The sequence below is a fragment of the Fodinibius sp. SL11 genome (assembly GCF_052060035.1).
Classification (GTDB): domain Bacteria; phylum Bacteroidota; class Rhodothermia; order Balneolales; family Balneolaceae; genus Fodinibius.
On the sequence record NZ_JBPOEA010000010.1, the window covers coordinates 73538 to 96375 of the forward strand.

At 44.0% G+C, this 22838-nt stretch carries 18 protein-coding genes; 14 read left to right on the forward strand and 4 right to left on the reverse strand.

From position 1 onward, the window contains the following. Positions 1–585 precede the first annotated feature (585 nt). Together ACQ76V_RS11650 and ACQ76V_RS11655 are read left to right on the forward strand one after the other, a co-directional pair. Entirely contained in the window at positions 586–759 is a 174-nt protein-coding gene (locus ACQ76V_RS11650; RefSeq protein ID WP_441000672.1) for a hypothetical protein, read from the forward strand. After that, positions 746–1117: a PIN domain-containing protein gene (locus ACQ76V_RS11655; protein WP_441000673.1), complete on the forward strand. Its 372-nt coding sequence runs from the start codon at positions 746–748 to the stop codon at positions 1115–1117. Before ACQ76V_RS11650 ends, ACQ76V_RS11655 begins: the two co-directional genes overlap by 14 nt. Before the next feature lie 706 nt (positions 1118–1823). Here ACQ76V_RS11655 and ACQ76V_RS11660 read toward each other — a convergent pair. Continuing rightward, on the reverse strand, positions 1824–2012 hold the full coding sequence (locus tag ACQ76V_RS11660; protein WP_441000674.1) for a hypothetical protein: 189 nt from the start codon (positions 2010–2012) through the stop codon (positions 1824–1826). 1555 nt (positions 2013–3567) lie between these two features. On the opposite strand from ACQ76V_RS11660, the gene ACQ76V_RS11665 reads away from it, so the two are divergent. From ACQ76V_RS11665 to ACQ76V_RS11715, 11 genes are all read left to right on the forward strand, one after another. Next, the gene (locus tag ACQ76V_RS11665; protein ID WP_441000675.1) at positions 3568–4278 is read left to right on the forward strand and encodes a DNA-binding domain-containing protein; all 711 of its coding nucleotides are present in this window, start codon (positions 3568–3570) and stop codon (positions 4276–4278) included. Between the two features lie 183 nt (positions 4279–4461). Continuing rightward, complete coding sequence (locus tag ACQ76V_RS11670; protein ID WP_441000676.1) at positions 4462–5445, forward strand: patatin-like phospholipase family protein; 984 nt, start codon at positions 4462–4464, stop codon at positions 5443–5445. A 468-nt stretch (positions 5446–5913) separates the two neighbouring features. After that, positions 5914–6771 (forward strand): DUF4747 family protein, encoded by an 858-nt coding sequence (locus ACQ76V_RS11675; RefSeq protein ID WP_441000677.1) that lies wholly within the window; start codon positions 5914–5916, stop codon positions 6769–6771. Continuing rightward, positions 6761–7375, forward strand: a complete 615-nt coding sequence (locus tag ACQ76V_RS11680) for a hypothetical protein (RefSeq protein ID WP_441000678.1) — start codon at positions 6761–6763, stop codon at positions 7373–7375. Before ACQ76V_RS11675 ends, ACQ76V_RS11680 begins: the two co-directional genes overlap by 11 nt. Before the next feature lie 1784 nt (positions 7376–9159). After that, on the forward strand, positions 9160–10590 hold the full coding sequence (locus tag ACQ76V_RS11685; RefSeq protein ID WP_441000679.1) for a capsule assembly Wzi family protein: 1431 nt from the start codon (positions 9160–9162) through the stop codon (positions 10588–10590). A gap of 1137 nt (positions 10591–11727) precedes the next feature. Further along, positions 11728–11901, forward strand: coding sequence for a hypothetical protein (locus tag ACQ76V_RS11690; protein WP_441000680.1), 174 nt, complete (start codon positions 11728–11730; stop codon positions 11899–11901). Then, positions 11888–12259, forward strand: a complete 372-nt coding sequence (locus tag ACQ76V_RS11695; RefSeq protein ID WP_441000681.1) for a type II toxin-antitoxin system VapC family toxin — start codon at positions 11888–11890, stop codon at positions 12257–12259. The genes ACQ76V_RS11690 and ACQ76V_RS11695 overlap by 14 nt, the downstream gene beginning before the upstream one ends. A 612-nt stretch (positions 12260–12871) precedes the next feature. After that, positions 12872–13138, forward strand: a complete 267-nt coding sequence (locus tag ACQ76V_RS11700; protein WP_441000682.1) for a DUF6364 family protein — start codon at positions 12872–12874, stop codon at positions 13136–13138. Then, positions 13119–13547 carry a type II toxin-antitoxin system VapC family toxin gene (locus ACQ76V_RS11705; protein WP_441000683.1) on the forward strand — a complete coding sequence of 143 codons (429 nt, stop codon included), beginning with the start codon at positions 13119–13121 and terminating at the stop codon, positions 13545–13547. Before ACQ76V_RS11700 ends, ACQ76V_RS11705 begins: the two co-directional genes overlap by 20 nt. A 1172-nt stretch (positions 13548–14719) precedes the next feature. Further along, the gene (locus ACQ76V_RS11710; RefSeq protein ID WP_441000684.1) at positions 14720–17170 is read left to right on the forward strand and encodes an SLBB domain-containing protein; all 2451 of its coding nucleotides are present in this window, start codon (positions 14720–14722) and stop codon (positions 17168–17170) included. 233 nt (positions 17171–17403) lie between these two features. Next, entirely contained in the window at positions 17404–17550 is a 147-nt protein-coding gene (locus ACQ76V_RS11715; RefSeq protein ID WP_441000685.1) for a hypothetical protein, read from the forward strand. A gap of 487 nt (positions 17551–18037) precedes the next feature. Here ACQ76V_RS11715 and ACQ76V_RS11720 read toward each other — a convergent pair whose 3' ends face one another. The 3 genes from ACQ76V_RS11720 to ACQ76V_RS11730 all read right to left on the reverse strand — a co-directional run bounded on the left by ACQ76V_RS11720 (position 18038) and on the right by ACQ76V_RS11730 (position 20384). Then, a complete protein-coding gene (locus ACQ76V_RS11720; RefSeq protein ID WP_441000686.1) occupies positions 18038–18283 on the reverse strand; it encodes a hypothetical protein in 246 nt (81 codons plus the stop codon). Between the two features lie 30 nt (positions 18284–18313). Further along, on the reverse strand, positions 18314–18871 hold the full coding sequence (locus ACQ76V_RS11725) for a YciE/YciF ferroxidase family protein (RefSeq protein WP_441000687.1): 558 nt from the start codon (positions 18869–18871) through the stop codon (positions 18314–18316). Positions 18872–19430: 559 nt separating this feature from the next. Beyond that, the gene (locus ACQ76V_RS11730) at positions 19431–20384 is read right to left on the reverse strand and encodes an IS110 family transposase (protein WP_441000688.1); all 954 of its coding nucleotides are present in this window, start codon (positions 20382–20384) and stop codon (positions 19431–19433) included. Between the two features lie 436 nt (positions 20385–20820). Between ACQ76V_RS11730 and ACQ76V_RS11735 the strand changes: the two genes are divergently transcribed. Next, positions 20821–21942, forward strand: a complete 1122-nt coding sequence (locus tag ACQ76V_RS11735; protein WP_441000689.1) for a GNAT family N-acetyltransferase — start codon at positions 20821–20823, stop codon at positions 21940–21942. The last annotated feature ends 896 nt before the right edge of the window (positions 21943–22838 follow it).

Consider the following 22838-nt stretch of genomic DNA (forward strand, 5'->3'; position numbering starts at 1 on the left):
CCATTGACGACAGAATGTGGTAAAGCCCGAAACCCAATATGTCACTCCGAGCCCGACAGTCGTCGGGAGAGGAGTCTCAAGCGTTATCAAAGCACATTTCCTTATATTGGCTTGCTGCCCGTTTCGGGTCTTGGTAATCCTAATCACAAGACTCCATGGAGAGACTTTGCCCCAACCCTGTCATTTCGAACAGAACATAGTGAAGTGAGAAATCTTTGTTTTACAATATCGTTTTATTTGCTAAGAAAATCTCGTTCCGTACCTCTGGTGCGGAACGTAGCATTTACGTAGTCATAGCAACATCCCCTTTTTCTTCCGCTGACGCGGAATTCATTTTCCCCGCTTCGAAGGGGGTTGGTGGAACAGTGATTAGGTTATTGGAGGGCAAAGTATCAAAGTGGCAGCAGTTGCTTGATGTTAAAGTTTAGGGGTAACTTGTGATATAGTAAAGTTTCATGGATATTAAACAAGCAAAAGTTGTTTATATGATATATATCATAATATATTAACTTGCTAATGAGTTAGATGTACTATGTTATTACATTTGCTTTTGGGTATCTATTATAAACTGAATAAAGGAGCATTATGTCTATAATCATAACGAATGATGATTCTGTAGAAAAGATTCGAAAGGCGATTCAACAGGCCACGGGTAAGAAAAATAAGAGAAAAATAAGTCTGGATAAATACTTCGGCAAAGTACATTTTGATGAGAAAGGGTTAGAATATCAGAAAAGGGTTAGGAATGAGTGGAAATAATATCGTTGCAGATACTTCTTTACTCGTAAATTTTTTCAATGGTTTAGATATTGCTCGAAAGGTGATGAAAGGGCAACAAATATGGATTTCCTGCATCACAGAAATTGAATTATTAAGTTACTCAGGGCTCAGCGATCAGGAAGAGCAGATTATAAAATCATTTATTGAAGAGTGCAGTTTGATTGATTTGCATGTGGGTATACGTAAATTGTCTATAGTGTTCAGAAAAGAGCAGGGACTTAAAATTCCGGATGCTATAATCGCAGCCACTTCTACCTACCTTGATTTTCCATTAGTCACCATGGATAGTGATTTTGAAAAAGTGAATACTTTGGAATCAGTCATACTCAAAGTGTAAAGTTTATTTATGAGGCATGTCCGTAAGGATATGCCTTTTAGTTTTACATCTCGTTCCGTACCTCTGGAGCAGAACGTTACGTTGGCCCTCTTTTTATTTCTACCTACTTCACAGGGAGAAACTCTTTTGTCAAAATAGCAGCCTACCGGTTGAGAGAGGAGATGGCATCAACGTTGTGAGAGCTATACTCAGGAACAAAGTAAATATTAACAAAGCCGCCATTGACGACAGAATGTGATAAAGCCCGAAACCCAATATGTCACTCCGAGCCTGCCTTCGCCGAAACTTATAAGAAATAGGACTCATGAAATTATGATATCTTCGTGCAGGCATGCACAGTGAGGAGTCTCAACCGTTATCATAGCACATTCCTTTATATTGGCTCACTGTCTATATCAAGATTTGATACTCCTCCTCATAAGACTCCATGGAGAGACTTTGCCCCAACCCTGTCATTTCGAATGGAGCGCAGTGGAATGAGAAATCTATGTTTTTGCTTTTCAGCAATCTATCTTAAACAAAGATCTCTCCCTAACGGTCGAGATGACTCGTTGATTATGGTATTGGGATTGTAGGAAACTAGGAAAGCTAAGCGACGCCACCATTGACGACAAAATGTGATAAAACCCTAAACCCTTATGTCACTCCGAAAGCAGTGAGGAGTCTCAACCGTTATATAGTACGTTTCCTTATATTGGCTCACTGTCTATATCAAGATTTGGTACTCCTCCTCGTAAGACTCCTCGGAGAGACTTTGCCCCAACCCTGTCATTTCATATCTCGTTGCTACGCTCCGTGTCGAAACAAAATGTAGGCCGACCCCATCTCGTTCCGTACCTCTGGTGCGGTGCGTAGTTCTAATAATAACCCACGGTTGCAAGTGCGTTGTACGCACGAACAATCGTGTCTAATTTCTATTACTAAAAAACACGCAATGAACTATGATGTTCTCGCACAAATCGCGCACAATCGGCGAAAAAAATAGCCCAAAAAAGGGTCAAATCAATCGATTTTTTTGTCGTTAAAATGGTTCATTAGGTACGAAAATTTGGGGTACTAAGTGTGGACAAAAACACTCAAAAGGGGGCTTTAAGAGAAACTGAGGGCAATAACTGTCCCGAAAAAAGAGGGACTCATAATCGATTGGTCGTAGGCTCAGTATCAATTCGGCACACCTATCGAATCCATCTCCAGGAAACTGCTCGTAGGTTGGTGAGAGGTGTATCTTTCACGATCGCATATCAAGGATATTGGTGTATCTTTTGGCTTGATCCAAAAGATACTAAAAGATCAAGTTCCTTCGTGGAATCCTCCGATTCTCGGAGGGCTACTTTGTAGCATTCCACAGGACGGGCTGAGAATTCTGACTTCAGCTACGGACATTGGATGTGGGCAATTCAATGGTCCTTGTACTATTGTGCATGTTTACATGGAATCACCGGTATGAATTGCCCAACACATCCCGCCGTCCTGCGCACAGAATTCTTAGGACCGGTTTAAACCGTGAAGCTGGCAGTAAGAAATCATCCCTCTTGGAGAAGAGGGAATGAGGGAGATTGATTATGAAAAAGGTCACAAAGCTTAAATTTTGGGATCTATTAAACGTATGTTGTTCCATTTTTTAAAACGACCAATCACGGAATATTGAAGGAGTGTATCTTTTCTTGATAAAGGGATGTCCATTTTTTGTTAGCAAAGTTCTTGTTACTGTTTTTCAACGAGGAAAAAAGTAACCAAAAAACTCACCGGCTGAGAATTTTGAAAACGCTCCGGCCCTTCGGCTGGAGTATTTCAATGGTCCGTGTTCTATTGATAATTGGATGGGATTATAAACCGGTATGAAATACTCCGTATCGCCTCAGTAACTCCGCTCAAAATTCGTTATGCCGGATAATTAAACAAACAGGGGGTTCGGGGTGAATCGCGGGAAATAATTTCTGGGTTTTAAAACAGGTCCTATGAATTTTGTGGAATCGACCAAAGCAGGTGGTCGTGTTTTTTGTACCGGTTTTTACTTGTACACCTGCAGCAATAGAAAAAGGACCATCTAAAAAACACATCTGCTGCCGGGTGATGACGATTGCAAAATTCTAAGTCTTGACTTTTTACAAGCCTTTTGTGTCAAGACAAAAGGCGAAAAGAAACACCAATAAGCTACCATTGACAGCTTTTCACCTTTTAACTTGGGTCAACCATCGTCCATCATATGGCCAGAAAAAATTAAAAAGTAATTTTTTTTGTAACAAATGTTCATCAGCCTACTCTTGTCTGCAAATCAAAAAAATTATTAATAGAGAAATTAATAGAGAATTGAATCAAGAGTGTGGACGTAGTATTCCATTGCGTCCCATAATAAACAAATAAAACCCGGTACCGGAGAGACGCTGATTTACCTTTCGCAAATCAGGCGCGGTACGGTCCGGCCAACTATAACTAAATCAATAAACTATATGTCTTTAGAGTATTATTTGGTTCCGAATCATATCACTGATAATCCCAATGACTATAGAGCTGTAAGTAGCAATTCCAATACGTACACTATTGAGGATATCTACAAGCAGATGACCCGCGAAGGGTCTACCGTCACCAAGGCAGAAGCCCTGGCGGTGTTCGAAGAGATCACGCAGGCCATAACAAGCATTGTTCAAGAGGGGCATTCCGTAGTAACACCACTGGTAAATATTTCATCAAGTGTTACCGGCGTTTTCGACGAAGAAGAGGAGCCGTTTGATTCCAACCGGCATAAGGTGCAGTTAAATATCAATTCCGGGTTGAGACTTAGAAGCCTGCCGGCTTCCATCCAGCCTGTCCGCATAGAAGGATCGCAGCCGGCACCCGATATTAAATATCTGTACGATAATGTATCAGAGACAAGAAGTGAGCTGCTTACCCCACAAAATGGTGCTCGCATTAAAGGCTCTCTGCTTAAGTTTGATGAGGAGGATAGCCAGCAAGGCATCTTTTTTATCAATACCCAGGACGCTACTGAACACCGTGTAGAGCGTTCTCTGCTGCGCAATAAGCCGGGAGAGCTCATCTTTACGATTCCTGACCTTCCGGCAGGCGAATACCGGCTCGAGGTCCGCAGTATCCTGAGCGGTACTTCCACCATACGGTCAGGCATCCTCTCCAGTCCGCTGACGGTAGAGATCAATCCATAATAGCTAACCACAGTGTCATTATAAGGGGAATGTGATTCCCCTTAGTATGCCAATATCATTCCCCTTATAAGGAGAATGTAATTGGCCTTACAATCACAATGTTACAATATAAACAAGTTAATGCACCTGTCGGGTTTACCGGCTCGGCAGGTTTACTATTAACCAATAAATCAGGAGAAAAGAATGGATAATATTAATTATTCTTACAAAGTCGACGAACGTACAGCCCTGGTGTTGCCGGGCGGGGGAGCCAAAGGAGCTTTTCAGGCAGGAGTGCTACAGGTATTGCGCGAGCAGGGATTCACCTATGATGTTATCAGCGGCATCAGCGTAGGTTCGCTGAACGGAGCCATGCTGGCTACGGATCAGTTTGAAACCATGATCGAGGTGTGGAAAGACCTGACGCCCAAACAGGTGTATCGCGAAAAGACGCTGGTAGGGCTGGCCCGCAGGTACCTGCAATATAAAATCGGCTTGGGTAAGCCGCCGGTCTCCAAATTTGACAACGGGCCGTTGCACAGCCTGTTGCGAAACCACCTCAAAGGTCGTCCGACTACTGTGCCGTTCACCTTCGGCTACGTTAAGCTGGAAACAGGACGATATGTACGTGCCTCCATCCCTCATCAAGAGTCGCATACCATCAACGAAGAGGATATCTGCCGCATCCTGGCCTCCACGGCTATCCCAGCGGTGTTCAACCCGGTATCGGTCAACGGCTATCAATGTGTGGACGGCGGTCTTCGCGATATTTCTCCCATCCGCGAAGTACTGCCCTATAACCCGCACCGTGCCATCATTATACCCACCAAACCTACTGATGGGCTGCCGCGGCCGGTAAAAAGCCGTGATATTATCGACATCGCCTTCCGCTCGATTGATATCATGATGGACGAAATATTCTATGAGGATATCGCCCGTTTTCTGACGATCAACCAGCTGGTGCGTCAGGCAGAAGACGAGGGCGTCGAGCTGCGCCACCGTACCGGACGCATCTACCGGCATGTGCATCCGTTGATTATTGCTCCCAAAGAGCCGCTGGGAGATGCGATGGATTTCAGCAACGATAACGTTCGCCGGCTGATGGAGGTTGGACGCGACCGCGCTCGCGAAGTGCTGTCGATGGAGCCGTATCCCAAACCGATGATCCTGTTCCGCGAAGCCGTATAGAAAGAGCCGGCAGATCATGCTTTATTCATACCCGTGTGGTGACCCACCCCCGGCCCCTCCCTAATGATTTAGGGAGGGGAGGTCCGCCGTATGGCGGATGGGGAGGGTATGAAATCAGAATGCAACATAGACCAGGGTCAGTCCTCTCCACCGGAGGGGTACCGAGGTACGAGGCGGGGTGGGTTTTTCCAAACAACAACGTTTGTCATTGCAAACGAAGTGAAGCAATCTCCTTGGGTTAGCTTACTGATGTATGAGGGATCATCCTTTAGATACTACGCGAATCGTAAAAGGGAGATTACCACGGTCGGGCATGACCCTCCCTCGTAATGACATTGCTTTTTTATGGGAGGGCAAAAGAATTGTGATAACCGGCACTCAAAAATCCCCTCTCAAGAGGGGATTTGTTCGTGCCTATTCAAAGTCATGAAATTTATTGCATACCAAAATCTAAAATCATATTCATCTATGAACGAACAACAGGAGTTCTGTTTTTACGTCTATAACATCCGTCTGCTTACCGACCGGGAGCGCGGGCCGGCCCTGTACAAGCGTCTGTTTCATAAGTTGTACGGGGTGTTCAGGTCACAACCCGTTCGTCCATCTTGTTGCTACATGAGGTTTTGCTCGATGGAAGAGTATCATGTAGCCGGTACGCCAGTGCTAAAGGGGCACTTCGGCAGGTTCAGCCCCAGGCAGAGCAATCCGGAGTATACGTGCTACCCTTGTGATGCCGAAAAACATTCCGGCACTGCAGTAAGGTGTCCCGATTTCCGAATAATGGAATACATCTTCATTCCAACCCTGCACCGCTTGTGCCTGTTGGTGCGTCTCGATAAGAGGTCACTTTTGATGGTACAGCGATTTCTGGACACAGCACTCAATCGTGTCGCCAGGGTGGATGAAGAGGTACAGGTGACGCTGGAGAAATCCCGGGAATTTCTCCAGGATATCCTCGATGCCCGCGACATTCTCGATATTAAACTGCACGTTTCGTTCAGTAATCAGGATCTCAATGACGAGTATACCACCCTTGTGGACAGCCAGCTGCGGGAGGCGGAGATCGAGCATCTGGAGATCAGCGGACGCCCGCGTGACGGCAAGAGCGTGAACCTGAAGAAAAGCGAGTTCCTGATGGGGGCCGCCGGGCTGGTTCCCAGCAATGGACGTGCTTTGGTGCAGATCGTCAACCACAAAGGGGAAAAGGAGACAGTGGATACGTCCAATTACCCGCGTATCTTTCGGATTCGCTGCGGGGTAGGAGAGAAGTTCGAGGCGGTGGTTCATCATATGATCAAAACCTATCCCCGGCGCCATGAAGCATAACAGACAGCGTCAAAACCAATTAAAGCGGTTGCGGGCCCGGCACCAGTCGGGTCCCCGCGACTTGTTCCGGTTGTATCCGAAGAGCAAATTAAAGCAGACCCTCGGTGTTCCCCTGGCGGTCAGCGCAGTGATCATGAGTGTACTGTTGTGGACGGGTTTGCCGGTCCGCGATAAGCTGCTCGGGCTTATCGATCTGGCCTTGCGCATCTTCCCAGACATGCAAGCCGTGCTGCTGGCGGGATTTGGCATCTTTTTCGGATTCCGTGACCGCGTCTTCCTCAGCAAGACCACCGCGGCGGGAAAAGGAACACTGACCCTCTACCAAAAAGTTATTTTCGCTTTTACCTTTACGCTGGTACTGCAATCGGCCACGCTTATGACGGCCTTCCTGTTTCAGCTGTTTTCGAAGGTGCATATTGGCTGGGTGGCCCCGGCATACGAACTGATAAACAAAGCAGGATTCGGACTGTTAATACTTCTTACCCTTGTTTCGCTGTTTTCGATTTATCAGATGGTAATGATCATCTTCGGACTGGCACAGAACTACCACTTGCATATGGTGCTGATGAAGAAGCGAAGGCAAAGAGAAAGGGGGGGGGATTAGGTTATTGAGTGATGAAGTGACTGAGTGACTAAGTAACAAAGTGGACTTGCTGACGGTTGGCGGACGATGGGAGACAGTTAGAAAAGAATTAAAAGCAGTGTCATCCCGCCGTGCCCCGTCATTCGGGGAGCGGAGTCGAGGGATCTCATGCCATTAGGCTCGCGTAGCATCTAAGAGAGCTCTGTTCGCTCAAAGATTACCCCATTTATTTTTTTAACGCCCAAAAAAAATCAAGGCTTAGAATAATCTATGCGTTTCAGCGCAACGGATTGAATAAATTCGATGGACCGCTACATTGATGGTCCATTAATGGTTAATCCACCGGTACGAATTTATTCCGGGCATCCGCTGGCTTACACAGATTATTCGTAGGCCCGGTTAGAAAACCGTATGTCTCCTCTAAAGCTTTGGAGCACTTTGTGAAGTGGCGGCAAAAAGTCCCTCTTAGAAAAGAGGGATTCAGGGAGATTGATGGAAGGGGAAAAGCAGTGATTAGGTGAGGGAGATTAACAGAGATACTAAGTAACAAAGTTTCAGAGTAACATGGGGACAGAGTGCAAAGTTGTAACAAGAAATCCATCATGATTACCTAATCACGAATAAGCAAAAAACAGATGTCATTTCGAACGGAACGGAGTGAAGAGAGAAATCTGTGTTATGCCTTCTCTTACTCAAAGTAAAACATAGATCTCTCCCTGCGGTCGAGATGACAGGTGAGGAGGTATGAATTAGCAGATAGTTTAAGTTTTAGTGGAACAAGAGCAATCCTAATTTGTCATTTCGAGTGTAAACGAGAAATCTATGTTTAGGTTTGCTTCCTTAAAGTAAAAAACAGAGATCTCTCCCAGTGCTTGCCAAACGTAGCCTTGCGCGCAAGTCTGGTTGAGACGACAGTAGAGAGGAATAGATCAGCAGATAGTTTTCCTGGTTGAGAGAGGGTTATACCCTCGATCAACTACGGAAATGTTCTTCGGGAGTGCAACTCCCTCTGAACGCAAGAGTAAGACGGAATGATTATAAAGGTGTCATTTCGACCGGAGGCTGTGGGTATCAGGCCGGAGTGGAGAAATCTATCAAGGCAATAAATAACGTACGAAGCATGATAGATCCCTCGGCTACGCTCGGGATGACGCTTTAAAGAGAATTGAAACAACGACGTCACTCCGCACCCGATGCAGAGTCTCACGTGGCAAGTCAACCCAGAACCCCAACCAGCGAATAAAACATTTATCACCGTTGGTGAGACTTTGTGTCTGTATTAAAACTTTCAGCTATGCGAGATTGCGGATCAAGTCCTCAATGACGCCTGGAAAGGGGAGGAGGTTGAATGACATTAAATAATAACGTCATTCCGCTGTGTCCCGTCATACGGGGAGCGCAACGAAGTGAAGAATCTCCTGCCATAAGGATCGCGTAGTATTAATTGGAGTTTGTTTTGTGACCGGGTAACTGAGTGAGCTGGTGATTGAGTAGTAAAGTAATATTGCTTCTATAACATCGATTGTCATTTCGAATGGAGTGCAACGGAATGAGAAAACTTTGTTTAGTTGTTCTCTTGCTTAAAAACAAAGATCTCTCCCTTGCGGTCGAGATGACAGAACGTAAATAAGGTTGTCACTTCGAACGGAACGCAGTGAAAAGAGAAATCTATGTGTCAAGATTTTAGGCACATTCCAACAACAATTTTTAAATCTGTAACGGCAAAGGAGATACATTTTTGTTCGAAGTTGCCTGCTGATATATCTATATTCTCTCTCCAAAATTTAAAGAAAAATATTTTATCAGTGAGATCATTCAGTACCGTCAGTATTAGCATTGTTATTTGTGGGTTATTGTTATTGGGTTTGCGGCATACCGCTTCTGCTCAAACGACCGCTCCACCCAAAGAGGTCACCGTTGACCTGGAAGTTGGGACGACTATCAGTGGAGAAGGAACCTTACCCTTCTGGCTGCACAGCAATCGCTGGGGGATTATCGATCGTCGGAGTGCCAATGGCTTTGTACGGCTGGCACCCAGGGTTGATCTGGGCACGCTTGGGCCGGTGAAGCTGAACGCCGGGGCCGAGTTGGTGGGCCGATGGTCGGAGCAGAGCAGTGTGTTTTTTAATGAGGGCTACCTGCAGGCGGATTGGAAAATATTTCGTCTGGTAGCGGGACGAAAAAAAGAACAAATAGGAATTACCGACAGCAGCCTTACCTCCGGCTCCATGATACAGAGTGGGAATGCATCGCCTATTCCCAAGGTGCGGCTTTATACCCCTGATTTTGTGGGTGTTCCCGGCACAAATAACTGGCTGAGTTTCAAGGGCTATTTTTCCCACGGCTGGATGGAAGATGGGAGAGTATCAAGTAACGCCTATTTGCATCAAAAAAATTTCTATCTAAGATTTTTTAGAGAACAAAGTTGGTTTAATGCATATGGTGGTTTTACACATAACGTAACCTGGGCGGGGACGCATCCCAATTATGGAAATTTGCCTGACGGTTTTAAGAATTTTACTCGTGTTGTTTTGGCAAAAAATATTGATGAAGATGATCCGAACTTCCCGAGTAACGAAACGGGAGGAACTCTTGGGAATACGACCGCCGGTTATGATACAGGCATTGAAATGAGTTTCGATTTTGCAGATATCATGCTGCATCGCCTGTTTTATCTCGAAGATCGTCCTGGATTGTGGTTTCGTAGTCCTTTGGATGGGCTTTGGGGATTGAGTGTAGATCTAAAAGGGTTTCCATTAATCGAAAAAATTAGTTGGGAACATTTAAACACGACGAAACAGGGTTCAAAATCCTTTGAAAGGCGGGGAGCGGATAACTATTACAGTAATGGCATATACTATAGTGGATGGACGTATCAAAACAGAACTATTGGTTCGCCCTTTCTTTTTACTCGTCCAAATACCGTTGGCGTTCAAAACAATATTGTAGTAATGCATCATTTTGGAGTAGAGGGAAATATTAGCGAGGATATTAATTATAAGTTTTTGGGTTCGTATAGTCGTAATTATGGTGCAAAAAGGATTATTACTAATCCCGAGACTTTGCAAGGGCAGAATGGTCGTTTTGATCGCCAGGACCAATATTCGTTCTTGTTGCAGCTGTCTATACCTGTACGTCCAAAGCTGTCGCTTAACCTGGACTTGGCTTATGATACCGGGGAGCTGTATGCGGATCAACTGGGCGGGATGGTTAGTGTGAAATATAGTATTAAGTAGAAAGTTTTAAGTGTTGAATTAAATGCGTCTCTTTAATCAAGAGTTTCTCCTTTCCCTGCTCGTAGGGAAGGGAGATCAAGAGGGATGGGTCGAAAGCGATTACAAAACAACAAAGGTTCAAAGTTAAGCCTATCTAAAAGAGCTCATCCATAGACTGGTACTTTAGTGCCGGGCATGGGTAAAATCATTGATTGCGTGATGAGGTGACAGCGTAATGAAGTACCATTGCTTGTACAGCATTAGCACTGTTGTCATTTCGAATGGAGTGTAACGACATGAGAAATCTGTGTGTTAGGGCGGGGCAGTACATTCCAATAAAACAAAGATCTCTCCCTGCCGGTCGAGATGACAGCGTGCCTTAGTGAAAGAATGCCCGTTTAGATTGCGTAATTAAACATATACACCAGAATGTCATTTCGAACGAAACATAGTGAAGTGAGAAATCTATGTTTCGTTGTAACGCGTGTCAGTTAACCTGTGATGGGTAGGGTTGATTGGTGATTAATTGATGAAGTGACTGAGTATCACAGTTACAAAGCAACAAAGACTTAAAATCAAGCCTGCGTACAGCGTTCATCCATAGACTGGTACTTTAGTGCCGGGCATGGGCAAAATCAGTGATTGCGTGATGAGGTGACCGCGTAATGAAGTACCATTGCTTGTACAGCATTAGCGCAGTTGTCATTTCGAATGGAGTGTAACGAAATGAGAAATCTGTGTGTTAGGACGGGGCAGCACATTCCAACAACAAGGATCTCTCCCTGCCGGTCGAGGTGACAGCGTGGGGAGATCATTCACTGTTTGCCAAATCCCACAGTGTGTTATAGTCAGGTAGACTTATGGTAATAAACTTATAGTTTTGTGAGTGGGTATGTACTCAGGAGTAATGTTTTCACGTAGTTTTATCTCGTTACAATACTCCTGCGTTGTAACGAGGTGGCAGAGGGGCAAGGTGTAAAATCTTTTGTAACTTGTGAGGATATAGCTATATAAACTGAGCAGTTGTTAAATAGACAATTATACCTGATATTTTATTCGATAAAATCATATAATATGATGGTCTAATAATGAGTTATATAAACTGGATCAATTAATTTTCCTGTTTAGTACCTATTTTAAACCAAATAAAGGAGCATTATGTCTATAATTATAACCGAGGGCGATTCTGTAGAAAAGATTCGTGAGGCTATTCAACGGGCTACAGGTAAAAAAAACAAAAAAAATGTAAATCTGGGCAAGTATTTCGGCAAAGTACATTTTGATGAAGAGGGATTAGAATATCAGAAAAGAGTAAGGGATGAGTGGAAATAATATTGTTGCAGACACTTCTTTACTTGTAAATTTTTTTAATGGATTAGATATTGCCCAAGAGGTGATGAAAGGACAACAAATATGGGTATCCTGTATCACAGAAATTGAACTATTAAGTTATTCAGGGCTCACCGATCAGGAAGAGCGAATTATAAAGTCATTTATTAGGGAGTGCAGTCTGATCGATTTGCATGAGGGGGTACGTAAATTGTCTATAGCGTTTAGAAAAGAGCATGGGCTTAAAATTCCAGATGCTATAATTGCTGCTACTTCTGCCTATCTTGACTTTCCATTGGTCACCATGGATAGTGATTTTAAAGAAGTGAATATTTTAGAATCAGTTATACTTAAAGTGTAAAAGAAGTTATCATTATTCCGTGGCAAGTTTGTAACCGGCTCCGGGGAAAATCAGTGAATGGTGATTGCGTGATGAGGTGACAGCGTGATGAAGTACCATTGCTTGTACAACATTAGTGCGGTTGTCATTTCTAATGAAATATAACGGAGCCGAGAAATCCAACCTATAAGCCTGTCATTTCGAATGGAGTGTAACGACATGAGAAATCTGTGTGTTAGGGGGTCAGCACATTCCAACAACAAGGATCTCTCCCTGGCGGTCGAGATGACAGCGTGCCTTAGTGAAAGAATGTCCGTTTAGATTGCGTAATTAAACATATACACACAGAATGTCATTTCGAACGAAACATAGTGAAGTGAGAAATCTATGTTTCGTTGTGACGCGTGTCAGTTAACCTGTGATGGGTAAGGGTTGATTGGTCATTAATAGATGAAGTGACTGAGTATCACAGTTACAAAGCAACAAAGGGTGAAAATCAAGCCTGCGTAAAGCGTTCATCCATAGACCGGTACTTTAGTGCCGGGAATGGACACGAAAGGATAGGATGGTTGTTAGTATACGTGCCGTTAATTATATTATACGTATTACTGAGAATGAACAACTGTTGAAGTTATGAAAAAGAAGCTGACTCTAACTATTGAGGAATCGGTAAAAGAGCGTGCTAAGATTTTTGCCAAGCGAAAGGGGATAAGTGTATCAGAAATGGTAGAACAATATTTGGATCGAAAAACACGGGGTGAAGGGAGCGATATTCCAGATGATTCTCCCGTACATCGTTTTGCGGGATCGTTGCCGTTACCGGTATCTGATGGAGATAACGATGAAAAAGAATTATTAAGGGAGGCGTTGGAAGATAAGTATGGAACCCATTCTTCTTGATACGGATATCTGTTTGGATTCTTTAGCAGGTCGGGAGCCTTGGAATGTTGATGCAAATCAGATTTTTCATGCTTCTGTTGAGGGATTGGTTGATCTTTTTATAAGTGGATTAACGTTTTCAAATTTGTTTTATCTGCTGGGAAGAACGCATGGGTCGAAAAAAACGGTACAAAAACTATCAGCGATGAGAGATTTGGTATCTGTCAGTACGGTTGATGAGGAGATTGTTGATTTGGCACTGAAATCCGGCTGGGCTGATTTTGAAGATGCTCTACAATATTTTTCTGCCTTGGATGCAGGTTGTGAGTTGCTTATTACGCGGAATACATCGGATTATAAGAAGGCTAAGAATATTACGGTGAAGGATTCAGCTGCATTTGTGTCTAAATATCTTGGAGATGATGATTAGGTGATGCAGTTACAGAGCAGCAAAGTAACAAAGGTTAAATCAAGTCTGCGTAAAGCGTGCATCCCTAGACCGGTACTTTAGTGCCGGGCATGGGTAAAATCAGTGATTGCGAGATTAGATGACAGCGTGATGAAGTACCAATGCTTGTACAATAATAGTGCGGTTGTCATTTCTAATGAAATATAACGGAGCCGAGAAATCCAACCTATAAGCCTGTCATTTCGAACAGAACGCAGTGAAGAGAGAAATCTGTGTGTTAGGGGGTGGAGCACATTCCAAAAAACAAAGATCTCTCCCTGGCGGTCGAGATGACAGCGTGCCTTAGTGAAAGAATGTCCGTTTAGATTGCGTAATTAAACATATACACCAGAATGTCATTTCGAACGAAACATAGTGAAGTGAGAAATCTATGTTTCGTTGTAACGCGTGTCAGTTAACCTGTGGTGGGTAAGGGTTCATTAGTGATTAATAGATGAAGTGACTGAGTATCACAGTTACAAAGCAACAAAGACTTAAAATCAAGCCTGCGTACAGCGTTCATTCACAGACCGGTATTTTAGTGCCGGGCATGAAAGGTCAGTGAATGCTAATTAGGTGGTGGGATTTCAGAGTGACAAAGAAATAAAGTAACAGAGGAGAAAAGTATAAAGTGTTCCGTTTTAAGTCCTCTGGCGCGCAAGACTTTGTAGGATAAAGTTTATCTCGTTACAATGCCTGTCTGCCGTAGCCGTAATATGTATGAAGGCTATAGATGCGAACTGTTTCTACGAAGGTAGGCTTTAGACTGCGTTGTAACGAGGGGCAGAGTGGCAGGGTTTCTACGATAATGAATTGTTAGATGCTATGCGAACCTTGTGGTCGAGATCCCGAAACCCCGATTGAACGAGGCACGGTAAATTCGGCGTGTGTAAATACCCCTTTCTTCCCGTCTTAAAACCGTGTAGCTGTAGCAAAGTGATTGGGCGGAATAATTTTTGGGTAGGAGTTTCTTGCTTTAATAAATGTAGCAAGTCCAAAGAGCTTTCTAATCATTTAATTACCTTACTACCAAACACTCAATTACTTAATCACCTAATCCCCATAATCACTAAAAAGAGGTGTATCTTTAGGCGGATATTTATTACTTTTGGTCTCATTTATTTAGGGATCATCAAATATCAATAAACGAACAGATGGCGTTTAATAAACAGCTACTACGAACTACAGCGGTACTTTTTACTATTCTATTCATTGTGATCGGGGGGGCTGCAGCACAGGATATCGGCTCCATAGACTTTGAAAACCTGCGAGCCAGTGATCTTTCCGACCAGCAGGTACAACGATTATGGGAACGGGCCCAAAGTCAGGGGTATTCTTTGTCCCAGGTTGAGCAGATGGCCATGGCTCGTGGAATGTCACCTAACGAGGTGAGCAAGCTGGTACGTCGGGTTCGTAATTTGCGCATGCAAAATGGAGGTCAGCAGGGGCAGCGTCAGAATAATCAACTGCGGTCGGTAAATCGAGATACCACTTTTATGATGCAACCTGATAGCTTGCAGAAAGATACGTTACGAAGCAGAATATTCGGTGCAGATTTATTTCGACGCGATAAAGTATCCTTTACCCCTTCACTCAATGTGCCAACCCCCGAAAACTATCAGTTGGGAGCGGGTGATCAGCTGATCATTGATATTTGGGGAGCGGCCGAGCAAACCTATGAAGTTACCGTATCAACAGAGGGGACCATAACTATCGCCAACCTGGGTCCCATTTATGTGAATGGGTTGACGATTGAGACCGCACGTGAACGAATTAAAAGTTCACTTTCTAAAATCTATTCCGGCTTACAATCGGATACCGATGAGCCCACCGATACGCAAGCTCGAATTTCGTTAGGCAATGTCCGCAGTATCAATGTGACGGTACTGGGGGAGAGTCGTTTTCCGGGTACTTATACACTGCCGTCCCTTGCTACGGTATTTAATGCGCTTTATTCGGCTGGCGGACCTGATTCGACCGGTACTTTCAGGGAAATTGAAGTGATACGGGGCGATAGCATTGCGGCCACCCTCGATATTTATGATTTTCTGGTGTATGGGAACCAGAAAGATAATATCAGGCTGCGCGATCAGGATATTATTAAGATTGATCCCTATATATCGCGGGTAGAACTGAACGGAAAGACGAAGCGTACAGGTATTTTTGAGCTTAAGGAAGGCGAAACCATACAGGATTTAATTACTTTTGCCGGGGGCTTTGCTTCCGATGCCTATACGAAGCGGTTAAAAGTGATTGGGAATACGGGGTCGCAGAAGCGTATTAATGATATCCGTTATCCTGAGCAGAATGATTTTCAGCTTCGTGACGGCGACCGTGTTCAGGTTGATAAAGTGTTAGATCGTTTTGCGAATCGTGTGGAGATACAGGGGGCGGTGTTCAGAGAAGGCGATTATGAACTTAAAGATAGTACGACGGTTTACTCCTTGATACAACGGGCCGAGGGGATCCGGGAGGATGCGTTTATGAATCGGGGATTGGTTTACCGTGAGCAGAATGATTTATCCACGGAGGTTGTCTCTTTTAATGTTCGGGAGTTGCTTAATAATCCTGAACAGAATGATATTTCGCTACAGCGCAATGATATCGTGCGCATTTCTTCCATTTTTGACCTCCGCGAAGATTATACCATATCGGTCGTGGGGGCGGTACAGGAACCGGGCACCTTCCCCTTTGTAGAAAATATGACATTAGAGGATGTTATCTTTCAGGCGAACGGTTTCAAAGAATCAGCGGCGCCCTATCGCATTGAGGTTTCACGACGAATAGATAGTGGAGATTCGATGTATGTAGCCAGGGAGATGGCAGAAATTCATCGTTTCAGGGTAAATGAAAATCTGGAACTGGATGACAAAACAGCTGGTTTTACGATTAAACCATTTGACAAGATATTTGTCCGTAATGCGCCCAATTACTATGAACAGCGTCAGGTTACCATTAAAGGTGAAGTGCTATTTCCCGGTAAGTATACCCTGGATGAACAGGATATGCGTATTTCTGACCTGATCCAGAGAGCCGGCGGGTTGACTCAATATGCATACTCTCCGGGTGGAAATCTTACCCGGGATATTGAACAGAAGGTAGATACGACCTTTTTAAACATTGCGGATACCCTTGATTCAGGATCGGACCTACAGCAGAAGACTACAAAGGTGGGCATTGATCTTGCCAAGATCATTCAAAATCCCGGTTCCAGACATGATCTCATTTTACGGGAAGGCGATGTTCTGGAGATCCCTAAAGAGTTACAGACGGTACGGGTTGCCGGTGAAGTCTTGTATCCTATAAGTGTACGTCATCAGGATAATTTATCTCTCAAGGATTATCTGCGAGCGGCCGGGGGGGCATCAGATCGTGGTAAACCGAAAGATGCTTATGTTGTGTATGCCAATGGTGAGGTAGATCGTGCTCGAAAAATATTGTTTTTCCGTAATTATCCTGAAGTGCGTCCCGGTGCAACAGTCTACGTACCTAAAAAAGAGCAGCGGCGCGACTTAACGCCTCAAGAACGTATTAGCATCTATTCAGCGCTGGTTTCGATGGCCGCGATTGTAACAAATACGATTTTCCAGATTCGCCGCAACTAATGGGGATTGGTGGAAAGGTGTTAAGTAAAAAGCAGTGTCATTCCGACCGCAAGCGGAGGAATCTCCAGATATGAGGGTCGCGTAGAATCTAAAGGATCAGCTCTCAATCACCTTCGAGCTAACTCTTGGAGATCTTTCGACTACGTTCGCTACGCTCACTTTGCTCAAGATGACTGTGGGTGTTTAGCTATAGAATGCCAGCTTGGATTGAGTAATTAAACAAATACCCCAGAATGTCATTTCGAACGGGACGCAGTGAAGAGAGAAATCTGTGTGTTAGGGGGTCAGCACATTCCAACAACGAAGATCTCTCCCTGGCGGTCGAGCTGACAGCGTGGGTAGATCATTCGCTGTTTGCCAATTCCCACAGTGTGTTATAGTCAGGTAGTCTTATGGTAATAAGGATTTATAGCTTTGTGAGTGGGTATGTACTCAGGAGTAATGTTTTTATGTAGGTTGTTTGGCTGTTCATTTTTGAGTAACTCAAAACCGATTATTAGTGCCCCTTTTGCTGCGCCCCGAGTTATTCAGGGTCTTAAAACCGTGAACCCGGACCCGAAAATTCCCCTTGGAGAAGGGGATACAGGGGATTGATGGAAGGTGCCGAAATCAGAAACCTATGGCTAGTTGTTCCCTTTCTTGAAAACATAGATTTCTCCCTGACGCGGTCGAAATGACATAATATAAATAAAGCTGTCATTTCGAACGGAACGCAGTGAAGAGAGAAATCTGTGTGTTAAGGGGTCGAGCACATTTCAACAACAAAGATCTTTCCCTGGCGGTTAAGGTGACAATTTAAGTGGATAGGTAATAATTCGCGTTTTACACCGCCCGCTTGCTCCTAAATAAAAAGGAAACGGGGGAACGTTATGACAACGCCAAAATCTCAATTTCGGCCTCATAATACAGCTCTCCCTCTTCAAAACGGATATCGCCACCGGTGACTTCAAATATTTCTCCTTTCCTTAGCGGACTCAAAGATTTTAAGAATGACGTTTGAGAAGTGGTTAATCCGCCTTCGTTTTCCCACTCCTCCAGGCTGTTCATATCGGTGGGGGAAAGAGATCTGGCATTAATTTTTATTTTAAGATTTCGTGTCAAGGTATGTTTCATGATCAGCAGGAATAGATAGTTAAATAGAAGTTATCTGATTTCGGTGGAAGCCGGTTTGCTCACTTTATTCACAATGGCCGACCATTTGGCATCGGGATTGATCTTGTTTTCGGCCAGGTCACTCAGTCCCATATCAGCGCGTTTCTCTTCCCGAAGGGTATCCAGCAATAGTTCGGCAATATCATGGCGTTCAAGCGTTTTGGCATAGGCAATAGCCGTACCATAACCGGCCATCTCATAATGATTGATATGCTGAACGGCGGTTATGAGGGCCGCATCGCGCACCTCTTCATTGATACATCGATCGGCTAACTTTTGAGATTCTTTAATAAGACCTTTAATTCCGTCACAGCTTTCTCCTTCGGCTTTTTCATTAAGGATCTCAAAAACCTTCTTGATGCGTTGGGCATGGCGCTTGGTTTCTTTGAGATGGAAAGTTAAGAATTCATTTAATTTAAACGACTCTGCTATCTTTGATTGGTTTTCCAAAAAAGTAGTTTGTTGTTGTTCCCCATCATAAAGATCTCTTAGCTGTTCAAGCATCAAATCATAGAGGTCAAAAATATCTTGGTTGGGTTTCGTAGCCATAATGCAGGTGATAAGAGGTTTGGTTTATGAAATAGGATCGACTGTCGGTTTTGGTTGTGTTATAACAATAGATTTTTTGGGGAAGAGAATGCATAGTCCCTTTTGTAGGGATGTTGTAGGCAAAGCTTGATTTATGATGTAAGGGATATCTGATAAGGCGAAGAGAGCCAACGTTGCGCTTCGCTCCACCATGAATGATATCAATTTTATTGGGTATACAAATTACTCGTAATCCTATCCGACTTTCTGACCAACGCCTGTTATTGCGAGGAAACGCATGGTTTTCGGCTGACGAAGCAATCTGGTCTTGCGAAGGATGGCCCTTCAGATGCTACGCGAAAACCGAATGGAAGGAGATTCCTCCGCTGCAGTCATGATGACATTGCTTTTAAAACAGCGCCTGTCATTGCGAACGAACGAGTATAATGAGTGAAGTGTGGCAATCTCCTGCAAAGAGCTAACTGAGGTACAAAAAGTTACCCCTCTGATGCTACGCGGGCTTGTTTTGGGAGATTACTTCGTCGTCCAAGCTTCTCCTCGTAATGAACTGTGTTTAAAATCAAGCAGCTAAGGCTTTTTCTTTTGTAAAAGGTTCACAATTGCTACCGACAGCAAATGCCTGTCTAAGCAGTTTATGAGCAATGGCCACCTTAATCACTTTTTCTGGTTTCCCTTTTTTCTTCAATCGATTATACATTTTCTTGCAGGCTGGATTACTGCGTTTTGCGGACCAGCTACACATATACAGCAGCTTCCGCAATTGCGGGCAACCCAACTTGCTAATACTACCACGACCCTTGACCGACGACCCCGATTCCCAGACGCGAGGGCAAATACCCACGTAGCTAGCCAGCGTTCTAGCGCTATCGAAGCGTTCGAATCCATCAGTAACTGTTACTAGTTCAATGGCTGTTTTCTTGCCAATACCAGGGATAGTTAAAAGTGCTGCCATAACCTGCTGGTAATGCTCCTCAGCCAATGCTTCCATACGTCGATCAATACGAGCAATATGATGTTCTAATTCTTTTTGCATCGTCCGGTTAAGGGCATCCACCATGGGCTCAATACCCCTATTCTGGTTAAATGCCTCAGCCTGACCGGTGAGAATAGCTTTCTGACGCAGTAGTCCTTCCCGCATACTCATGAGCTTTTTCAAGGCTTGTCGGGTTTCTGAGGGAGGAACCCATCGCACCGGTTGCTGGTCTATGCCGTATTGGGCAAGTAAGGCGGCATCCTTGGAATCAGTCTTCGTGCGGGTAAGCTTCATTTGACTATAGCGCCGAATGACCAGTGGATTGACCACACTCACCCTAACCTCCTGTTCGTAAAGCCAGCTTGCCAAATTGAGATAATAAGGGCCTGAGGCTTCCATCACAATATGGGCATCGCTGGGAATCCATCGGAAAAATTGTTCCCATCCGGTCATCTTGTTTGCAAACCGCCTGTTTTGCCCTCGTTGAGGGCAGTACCCATAAAACCACCGCTTTGAAATATCTATACCAATAGTATTCATCGATTTGTATATTAGTTTTGAACGTGAAGAAGGTTCCCGTGTCCAAATCCATCCTACATACTGGCTCGAGGCCTACTGAACTGTCCGTGGTCACACGGTGGTGGCAACCGGCAGGGCAATCATTACGAACGAGCTTTATGGCTCAATGACAGCTGACTGGTTCCCTGCCTGCCACCAACCTTCCGTTTGACGGAATATCTGCTAATTGTATCTGCCAATCAATCACTGGTGGGAACATAGGATGACAGTTCTTAAAAGGAAGGGAAAGATTCCATCATATCAGTATACTTTGACAAACGTTATATAGATCGCTGCATTCTGATCAATGAATATAAGGTCAATAAATTTTCATTATTTTTTGCCTTTATTTATTAGTACCATAAGCAAAAATTGGGATTTATAACTTTGTTTTTCGTTTAGCAAAAACTGATACTGCATGATTACTATTCGTGAATTGACATCTCATGATGAGCTGTCTGACTTCGTTTCTTTTCCATTTTTGTTATTGGGAGATGATCATCCCTACTGGGCGCCCCCGATAATTGGTGATGAGCTGGATAATCTGGATCCCCGGAAAAATCCGGTGTTTGATCATGTGGAAGTTAGATATTTTATGGCCTATCGAGATGAACAGCCGGTGGGTAGAATTGCAGGCATCATAAACTGGCTGGAAGTACGGGAGCTGGATATCCCCAAAATAAGGTTTGGCTATTTCGATTGTATCGATGATTTGAAGGTTACCGAAGCACTGTTAAAGCAAGTACGGAAGATGGGCAAAGATAAGGGATTGGAATTTATAGAAGGTCCGCTGGGGCTTTCTAATATGGATAAGGCCGGTATGCTGGTAGAGGGATTTGAGGAGCCCAACACGATGGTTACCTGGTATGGATTGCCTCATTACGCTACACACCTGGAGCAGCTCGGCTATGAGAAGGAGAAAGAATGGGTGGAGTATGAGATTCAGATCCCTGATCGTTCGCCGCCCAAAGTTGAACGGTTTTCGAAGCTGATTCAGGATCGGTATAACCTGAGTATTGTCCGTTTTTCTAATTCCAAAGAAGTTGTGAAACATGCCGATGAAATGTTTGAGCTCATTAATAAAACCTACAGTAATTTAAGTACCTATATCCCAATAAAATCTGAGCAGATTGCCTACTATAAGGATCGATATCTGAAGTATCTTCACCCGGATTTTATTAACTGTGTGGCCGATGAAAACGGTAAGCTGATTGCTTTTGCTATCACGATGCCGTCATTTTCAAAAGCACTACAGCGGGCTAACGGCAAATTGCTACCGTTTGGTTGGTTTCACCTGCTCAAGGCCCGGTATTTTCCTCAAAAAGCTGCTTTTTACCTCATTGGCATCGATCCGGAATACCAAAATAAAGGCGTAACGTCGATCATTTTTCAGGAGATGAACGAGGTATTTAACCAGAAGGGTATCACTACGGTCGAAAGCAATCCTGAGCTTGCAGATAATGATGCTATCCGATCCCTTTGGAAAAATTATGAGAATAGGCTTCATAAAAGGCGCCAAACGTATAGGGATAGTTTATAAGTTCGATTTTAATATAGATCTTATTTGGAATGACTAATAGGGGGTGGGTTGTTCTTTTTTTGTCACCAATTTGTAATCAAAAAACGATTATTAGTGAACCTTTTGCTGCGCCCCGGCCCCCTGTCTTAAAACCGTGAAGCTGTAGCAATGTGATTTGGGTGAATGAATATTTTGTAGCAGGCTCAATGACTGCATGATGAAGTAATATTGCTTCTACAACATCGATTGTCATTTCAAATGAAGTGCAACAGAATGAGAAAACTTTGGTTAGTTGTTTTCTCGCTTAAAACAAAGATCTCTCCCTTGCGCTCGAGATGACAGAGGGGAGAGATTATTCACTGTTTGCAAAGAACTACAATGCGCTATAGACAGGAAGTATGAGTTTATATCGTTGTGAGTAGGTATGTACTCACCAGCAATATTTTCCATAGGTTGTTTAGTTATTCATTTTATGAGTAGTTAAAAACCGATAAATGGTGTTCTTTTTTATCTTTATGCAACCCTAACAGAAATCATCGGGACCGATATAATACCCGGGACTATGTCATGCTGAACTTGTTTCAGCATCTGTTCTGAGCTAAACACAAGATTGCAGAGGTCTATTTTTTGTCACCAAAAAACAGCCCACCGTAAGACGGGGCGCGGCGAAAAAAAGTGCGGGGGGGGATCGTAGATGTTGTTCTTTCTAAAATCATCAGATTACAGAGTGCTCTGAAGTGTTTATTACTATTTTGGATTGCTTTCCCGCGATTCGCCCCGGACCCCGTTTTAAAACCGTGAAGGCGGCAGGAGAAGTTCCCCTTGTGGAAGGAAGGTATGCTTTTGAAAAGCAATGTCATTCCGACCGCAAGCGGAGGAATCTCCAGATATGAGGGTCGCGTAGAATCTAAAGGATC

Bases quoted from the DNA above. Each gene is read 5' to 3' on its own strand.
- ACQ76V_RS11650 (WP_441000672.1), top strand. From the start codon at position 586: ATGTCTATAATCATAACGAATGATGATTCTGTAGAAAAGATTCGAAAG.
- ACQ76V_RS11655 (WP_441000673.1), top strand. From the start codon at position 746: ATGAGTGGAAATAATATCGTTGCAGATACTTCTTTACTCGTAAATTTT.
- ACQ76V_RS11665 (WP_441000675.1), top strand. From the start codon at position 3,568: ATGTCTTTAGAGTATTATTTGGTTCCGAATCATATCACTGATAATCCC.
- ACQ76V_RS11670 (WP_441000676.1), top strand. From the start codon at position 4,462: ATGGATAATATTAATTATTCTTACAAAGTCGACGAACGTACAGCCCTG.
- ACQ76V_RS11675 (WP_441000677.1), top strand. From the start codon at position 5,914: ATGAACGAACAACAGGAGTTCTGTTTTTACGTCTATAACATCCGTCTG.
- ACQ76V_RS11680 (WP_441000678.1), top strand. From the start codon at position 6,761: ATGAAGCATAACAGACAGCGTCAAAACCAATTAAAGCGGTTGCGGGCC.
- ACQ76V_RS11690 (WP_441000680.1), top strand. From the start codon at position 11,728: ATGTCTATAATTATAACCGAGGGCGATTCTGTAGAAAAGATTCGTGAG.
- ACQ76V_RS11695 (WP_441000681.1), top strand. From the start codon at position 11,888: ATGAGTGGAAATAATATTGTTGCAGACACTTCTTTACTTGTAAATTTT.
- ACQ76V_RS11700 (WP_441000682.1), top strand. From the start codon at position 12,872: ATGAAAAAGAAGCTGACTCTAACTATTGAGGAATCGGTAAAAGAGCGT.
- ACQ76V_RS11705 (WP_441000683.1), top strand. From the start codon at position 13,119: ATGGAACCCATTCTTCTTGATACGGATATCTGTTTGGATTCTTTAGCA.
- ACQ76V_RS11710 (WP_441000684.1), top strand. From the start codon at position 14,720: ATGGCGTTTAATAAACAGCTACTACGAACTACAGCGGTACTTTTTACT.
- ACQ76V_RS11715 (WP_441000685.1), top strand. From the start codon at position 17,404: ATGTCATTTCGAACGGGACGCAGTGAAGAGAGAAATCTGTGTGTTAGG.
- ACQ76V_RS11720 (WP_441000686.1), bottom strand. From the start codon at position 18,283: ATGAAACATACCTTGACACGAAATCTTAAAATAAAAATTAATGCCAGA.
- ACQ76V_RS11725 (WP_441000687.1), bottom strand. From the start codon at position 18,871: ATGGCTACGAAACCCAACCAAGATATTTTTGACCTCTATGATTTGATG.
- ACQ76V_RS11730 (WP_441000688.1), bottom strand. From the start codon at position 20,384: ATGAATACTATTGGTATAGATATTTCAAAGCGGTGGTTTTATGGGTAC.
- ACQ76V_RS11735 (WP_441000689.1), top strand. From the start codon at position 20,821: ATGATTACTATTCGTGAATTGACATCTCATGATGAGCTGTCTGACTTC.